We start from the raw sequence: 6,412 nt of genomic DNA on the forward strand, positions 1-6,412 counted from the left end.
GGTGCGGTGCGGGGGTCAGCGGCGTACGTGTCCGTCGCCGGTGACGATGTACTTCGTGCTCGTCAGCTCCGGCAGGCCCATCGGGCCGCGGGCGTGCAGCTTCTGGGTGGAGATGCCGATCTCGGCGCCGAAGCCGAACTGGCCGCCGTCGGTGAAGCGGGTGGAGGCGTTCACGGCGACGGTGGTGGAGTCGACCAGCTGGGTGAAGCGGCGGGCGGCCTGCTGGGAGGTGGTGACGATGGCCTCGGTGTGGCCGGAGCTCCACGTCCGGATGTGCTCGACGGCCTTGTCGAGGGAGTCCACGACGGCGGCGGCGATGTCGTAGGACAGGTACTCGGTCTCCCAGTCCTCGGCGGTCGCCTCCACCACGGTCGCCTTGGAGTCCTTGGCGTAGGCCATGACCCGCTCGTCGGCGTGGACGGTGACGCCGGCCTCGGCGAGGGCGTCCAGGGCGCGCGGCAGGAACTCGGGGGCGATGTCCTGGTGGACGAGGAGGGTCTCGGCGGCGTTGCAGACGCTGACCCGCTGGGCCTTGGAGTTGACCAGGATCTCGACGGCCGTGTCGATGTCGGCCTGGGCGTCGACGTAGACGTGGCAGTTGCCGGTGCCGGTCTCGATGACCGGGACGGTGGACTCGGTGACCACGGTCCGGATCAGGGAGGCGCCGCCGCGCGGGATGAGGACGTCGACCAGGCCGCGGGCGCGCATCAGCTCGCGCACGGAGTCGCGGCTCTCCCCGGGCACGAGCTGGACCGCGTCGGCAGGCAGGCCGGCGCCGCCGACGGCGTCGCGGAGCACGCGGACCAGGGCGGTGTTGGACGCGTAGGCGGAGGCGGAGCCGCGCAGCAGGACGGCGTTGCCGGACTTCAGGCAGAGCGCGGCGGCGTCGACGGTGACGTTCGGGCGGGCCTCGTAGACGATGCCGACGACACCGAGCGGGACGCGGACCTGGCGCAGGTCGATGCCGTTGGGGAGGGTGGAGCCGCGGACCACCTCACCGACCGGGTCGGGCAGCCCCGCGACGTCCCGGACGTCGGAGGCGATGGCGCGGATCCGCTCGGGGGTGAGGGTGAGCCGGTCGACGATGGCCTCGCTGGTGCCGTTGTCGCGGGCCTTGGCCACGTCCTCCGCGTTGGCCTCGACGATCTCGGCCGTCCGGACCTCCAGGGCGTCGGCGACGGCGAGCAGCGCGTCGTCCTTCGCGGCGCGCGGGAGCGGCGCCAGGTCGGCGGCGGCGGCCTTCGCCCGGTAGGCGGCCTGGGTGACCGGGGACATCGAGTCGTACGGCGAGAGCGTGGTCATGAAGGAAGCGTAGTGCGCGGAACGCGGCGGTTCAGCGGTCGTCCCACACCCCGAGACACCCCAAAAGGGGTGAACCTCCGCGCCCCGCGGTACGCCCACCACCACTCCCCTCCCGGAGCAGAACCCGTGACCACCCCCCCCGGACCGGCCCGCGAGCCGCCCGGAAGCCGCAGGCTGGGGGTCAGAACGGGTGTACGCCGACCGGCGTGGCCGGCGCGGGGCCGTAGCCGGCGGCGATGCGCTGGTGGTAGGTCTCGCGGTCGATGACCTCGAGGCCGACGATCTCCCACGGCGGCAGGCCGGCGCTCTGCCGGTGCTCGCCCCACAGCCGCAGCGCCACGGCGGCGGCGTCGTGCAGGTCCCGGGCCTCTTCCCAGTACCGGATCTCCGCGTGGTCGGTCGCGTATCTGCTGGTCAGCAGGAAGGGGTGGTCGTGGGCGAGCTGCTCCAGGGCCCGCCGCAGCTCGGCCAGGGGGACCTTCTCGCCGGACAGGCTGAGGGTGACGTGCCACAGCCGGGGCAGGTCCCTGGGCTCCTCATAGGTGTCGCCGGCCGCGACGCTCGTCAGAGCACCGCGGGACGCCGCCCCAGGGCGCACTCGTCTCACGACGGCCTCCTTCACGCATGCCCCCCATGCCCCGCACATGCCCGGCACGGCTGGCATGGCCCCTTGACGGGACGTGTCCTCTCAACATGTCCCTGAGACAAAGTTGAGCAGGCCGCAAGGCTCCGCGTGGTGGTTTTGCGGAACGTCCCCCGGCGGGGCGGCGCGCGGGCCCCGCTCGCGGCCGGTTCCGCGGAGGTCAGGCGTGCAGCAGCACCAGGTCGTCCCGGTGCACGACCTCGCGCTCGTACGCCGGGCCCAGCTCGCGTGCCAGCTCGCGGGTCGAACGCCCGATCAGCCGGGGGATCTCCCTGGCGTCGAAGTTGACGAGTCCGCGGGCCACCGCGCGACCGGAGGCGTCCCGCAGCTCGACGGGGTCGCCGGCGCTGAACTCGCCGTCCACGGCGGCGATCCCGGCGGGCAGCAGCGACTTGCGCCGCCGTACGACCGCGTCCACCGCGCCGTCGTCCAGGGTCAGGGCGCCCTGCGGGGTGGAGGCGTGCTGGAGCCAGAGGAGGCGGTCGGCGGAGCGCTTTCCGGCCGGGTGGAAGAAGGTGCCGGTGTCGCGGCCGGCGAGGGCCTCGGCGGCGTGGACGGCGCTGGTCAGCACCACCGGGATACCGGCGGCGGCGGCGATCCGCGCGGCCTCGACCTTGGTGACCATGCCGCCGGTGCCGACGCCGGCCTTCCCGGCGCTGCCGATGTCCACACCGGTGAGATCCTCCGGCCCCCTGACCTCGGCGATCCGGGAGGTGCCGGGCCTGCCGGGGTCGCCGTCGTAGACGCCGTCCACGTCGGAGAGGAGGACCAGCAGGTCGGCGTGGACGAGGTGGGCGACGAGGGCGGCGAGGCGGTCGTTGTCGCCGAAACGGATCTCGTCCGTGGCGACGGTGTCGTTCTCGTTGACGATCGGGAAGGCGCCCATCGCGAGCAGCTTGTCGAGCGTGCGGGAGGCGTTGCGGTGGTGCGCGCGGCGGCTCATGTCGTCGCTGGTGAGCAGCACCTGGCCGACGCGGACGCCGTAGCGGGCGAAGGAGGCGGTGTAGCGGGCGACGAGCAGGCCCTGGCCGACGCTGGCGGCGGCCTGCTGGCGGGCGAGGTCCTTGGGGCGGCGGCGCAGGCCCAGCGGGGCGAGGCCGGCGGCGATGGCGCCGGAGGAGACGAGGACGATCTCCCTCTCCCCGCCGCTGCGGAACTTGGCGAGGACGTCGACGAGGGCGTCGACGCGGTCGGCGTCGAGCCCGCCGGCGGCGGTGGTCAGGGAGGAGGACCCCACCTTGACGACGATCCTGCGGGCCTCGCCCACGGCCTGCCTTGCCTGTGCCACCTGCGGTCCGTCTCCTTCACGTGCACGTTCCTGCACCGCGCTGCTCCGCGGGTTCCACAATCTACGGGAAGCCGGGCGCGGCCCGCCGGACTGTTCAGCCGGCGGACCGCGGCGCGGGGGCTTCCCGCTCACCGGGGACGCGTGCGCCGTCTAAGCCAGGAAAAGGGACGCGCGGGGGAAACGGCAATTCGACGCCGTTCCGTGCTGGAGAAGGCACCGAGAATCACCTCTCGATTTCCCGCCGAAACGCGATGCAATCACGCCTTTCCCTTATTCGGCCGGCCCGGGGCGGCCGTCCCCGCGGGGCGCGGCGCCGCCCGCCGTGCGCCGCCCGTCGCACGCCGCGCGCCGCGGACACCGCCGTCCGCGCTGTGACCACCGGCACGCGGTGCGGCCCGACCACGGCCCCCAACCGCGCGCCGCTGCCGCCCCCGAGCCGCCCGGGCCGTCGGGTCGCGGCACCTGCCGTCCAGGTCAGCGACCTGAGCACCCCTCAGATCGGGACGCCCGGGGTGCGGCCGTGAGCGCTGCCACACCCGGACCGACCGGCCTGGAGCGGACGTACGGTATGAACATCCACCAAGGCGCGTACGGTAGGCTTCGATAAACGTTAACCTCGCACGCCTTGTGCCTCTCGCATCGCGCTCCGGCCCGGCAGCGGGATGCGGTTGAGTTTGACCGACAGCCCAGGAGCCCCAAGCATGCCCGTTGCGAATGGAAACGCTGCGCCGAAAATCAGCGTTGTCGTCCCGGTTTACAAAGTGCAGGGGTATCTGCGCGCATGCTTGGACTCCATCCTCTCCCAGTCCTTCGAGGACTTCGAGATCGTCGCCATCGACGACCACTCCCCCGACGCCTGCGGCCGCATCCTCGATGAGTACGCCGCCCTGGACGAGCGCGTCATACCCGTGCACTTCGAGGAGAACCGGGGCATCGGCAAGGCGCGGGACGCGGGCGCGCTGAAGGCGCGCGGCGAGTACATCCTCTTCCTCGACAGCGACGACACCCTCGCCGAGGGCGCGCTGCAGGCGATAGCGGACCGCCTGGAGGTCACGGGGAAGCCCGACATCCTCCTGCTCAACCACGTCCGCACCTACTGGAACAACCGGGTGCAGGCGAGCGCGGCCGGCGAACTGCTCGCCGGGGCGGGCACGGACGTCTTCACGGCCCTCGAACGGCCCGAGTTCCTCACCATGTTCGCCGTCGTCTGGAACCGCGCCTACCGCCGCGAGTGGTACGTCGGCAACAACTTCGTCTTCACCGACGGCATCTACGAGGACGCGCTCATGGTCTACAAGACCATGCTGACCGCGGAGCGCATCGCCGCCCTGGACCACGTGTGCGTCGAGTACCGCCAGCGCCGCCAGGGCAACTCCATGCGCACGCCCGGCCGCAAGCACTTCGGCATCTTCGAGCAGTACGCCCGGCTCTTCGAGTTCCTCGACGAGCGTCCCCACCTGGAGCCGGTACGGGCGCTGCTGTTCGAGCGCATGGCCAGCCACTTCCTGTTCACGCTGGCCCGTGCGGACCGGATCGTCCCCAAGGACCGGGCGGAGTTCTTCAAGCTGGCGGCCGCCCAGTACAAGCGGTACAAGCCCAAGGGCTTCGTCCTCCCGGAGGGCTCGCAGGGCACCAGGTTCCAGCTGCTGGAGCGCGGCTCCTACACCGCGTACGCGGCCGTGATGGCCGCCGGCAAGACCCGCCGCCAGGTGATCCAGCGGGCCGCCAAGGTCAAGACCAAGCTCGGCAAGACCGCCTACAACCGGCTGTACCAGCTGCACCTGCGCCGCCCCGTCGACGAGAACCTCGCGGTCTACGCGGCCTACTGGAACCGCGGTGTGGCCTGCAACCCGGCGGCGATCTACCACAAGGCGAAGGAACTCGCCCCGAACGTCCACGGCGTCTGGGTCGTCCGGCGCGACGCGGTGGACAGCATGCCCGAGGGCGTCGACTACGTGGTGGCCAACTCGCCGCGGTACTGGGAGGTCATGGCCCGGGCCAAGTACCTCGTCAACAACGTCAACTTCCCCAACAACATCGTCAAGCGGCCCGAGCAGGTGTTCCTGCAGACCCATCACGGCACCCCGCTGAAGCAGATGGGCATCGACCAGCAGAAGTACCCCGCGGCCGCAAAGAACATGAGCTTCGCCAAGATGCTGGAGCGGGCCGACAAGTGGGACCTCAGCCTCACCTCCAACCAGCACTCCTCGGAGATCTGGGAGCGGGTCTACCCCTGCGCGTTCGAGGCGGTCGAGTACGGCTACCCGCGCAACGACGTCTACTTCCGGGCCACCGGTGACGACGTCCTGCGGATCCGCCGTGAACTCGGCATCGAGCCCGGCCAGACCGCGATCCTCTACTGCCCGACGGTGCGCGACTACCAGAAGGGCTACGTTCCCCGGATCGACCTGGAGCGGTTCTGCCGCGAGCTGGGCCCCGACTTCGTCGTCCTGGTGCGCACCCACTACTTCTACGGCGGCGACCCCCGGCTGGAGGCGCTGCAGGAGCGCGGCCTGATCAAGGACGTGTCGAAGTACCCGGTGGTGGAGGACCTCTGCCTGGCCGCCGACGCCCTGATCACGGACTACTCCTCGATCATGTTCGACTACGCGTGCCTGGACCGCCCGATCGTCACCTACGCGGACGACTGGGAGGTCTACAGCCGGGCGCGCGGCGTCTACTTCGACATCCTCTCCGGCAAGCCGGGCGAGACCCCGGGCGCGACCGCGACCACGGAGGACGAGCTGATCGAGGTCTTCCGCTCCGGCGCCTGGAACAGCGGCAAGGCCGCCGAGCTGCGGGCCGCGTTCCGCGAGCGCTTCGTGCAGTTCGACGACGGCAACGCCGCCGAGCGCGTGGTGCGCCGCCTGTTCCTCGGCGAGGAGCCCACCCCCGCCGTGCTGCCCCTGGACGAGCGGACCCCGGCGCCCGCGCCGGCCGCCCTCGCCCAGGCGCGCATCCCCGCCCAGCCCTCCGGCGAACGCGGCCTCATCGGCGCCTGACGTGCACAACGAGAGAGACGAACACGGCATGGTTCCCGCTCCCGCCCGTCCCGCCGTGACCAAGGCCGTCATTCCCGCGGCGGGTCTCGGCACCCGGTTCCTGCCGGCGACCAAGGCCACTCCCAAGGAGATGCTGCCGGTCGTCGACAAGCCGGCGATCCAGTACGTGGTCGAGGA

At 71.7% G+C, this 6,412-nt stretch carries 5 protein-coding genes; 2 read left to right on the forward strand and 3 right to left on the reverse strand.

All coding sequences use genetic code 11. The annotated features are described in order from the left end of the window. Positions 1-15: 15 nt before the first annotated feature. From ABZ261_RS07070 to proB, 3 genes are all read right to left on the reverse strand, one after another. Positions 16-1,302, reverse strand: a complete 1,287-nt coding sequence (locus ABZ261_RS07070) for a glutamate-5-semialdehyde dehydrogenase (protein WP_356856126.1) — start codon at positions 1,300-1,302, stop codon at positions 16-18. 181 nt (positions 1,303-1,483) lie between these two features. Next, positions 1,484-1,909 carry a hypothetical protein gene (locus ABZ261_RS07075; protein WP_356856128.1) on the reverse strand — a complete coding sequence of 142 codons (426 nt, stop codon included), beginning with the start codon at positions 1,907-1,909 and terminating at the stop codon, positions 1,484-1,486. 196 nt (positions 1,910-2,105) lie between these two features. After that, entirely contained in the window at positions 2,106-3,212 is a 1,107-nt protein-coding gene (gene proB, locus ABZ261_RS07080) for a glutamate 5-kinase (RefSeq protein WP_356856166.1), read from the reverse strand. Positions 3,213-3,934: 722 nt separating this feature from the next. On the opposite strand from proB, the gene ABZ261_RS07085 reads away from it, so the two are divergent. Both ABZ261_RS07085 and ABZ261_RS07090 read left to right on the forward strand, forming a co-directional pair. Then, positions 3,935-6,235: a bifunctional glycosyltransferase family 2 protein/CDP-glycerol:glycerophosphate glycerophosphotransferase gene (locus ABZ261_RS07085; RefSeq protein WP_356856130.1), complete on the forward strand. Its 2,301-nt coding sequence runs from the start codon at positions 3,935-3,937 to the stop codon at positions 6,233-6,235. Between the two features lies 1 nt (position 6,236). Further along, on the forward strand, positions 6,237-6,412 hold a 176-nt coding region (locus tag ABZ261_RS07090), incomplete at its 3' end, for a sugar phosphate nucleotidyltransferase (protein ID WP_356856167.1).

This window comes from Streptomyces sp. NPDC006193 (assembly GCF_040613915.1).
Classification (GTDB): Bacteria; Actinomycetota; Actinomycetes; order Streptomycetales; family Streptomycetaceae; genus Streptomyces.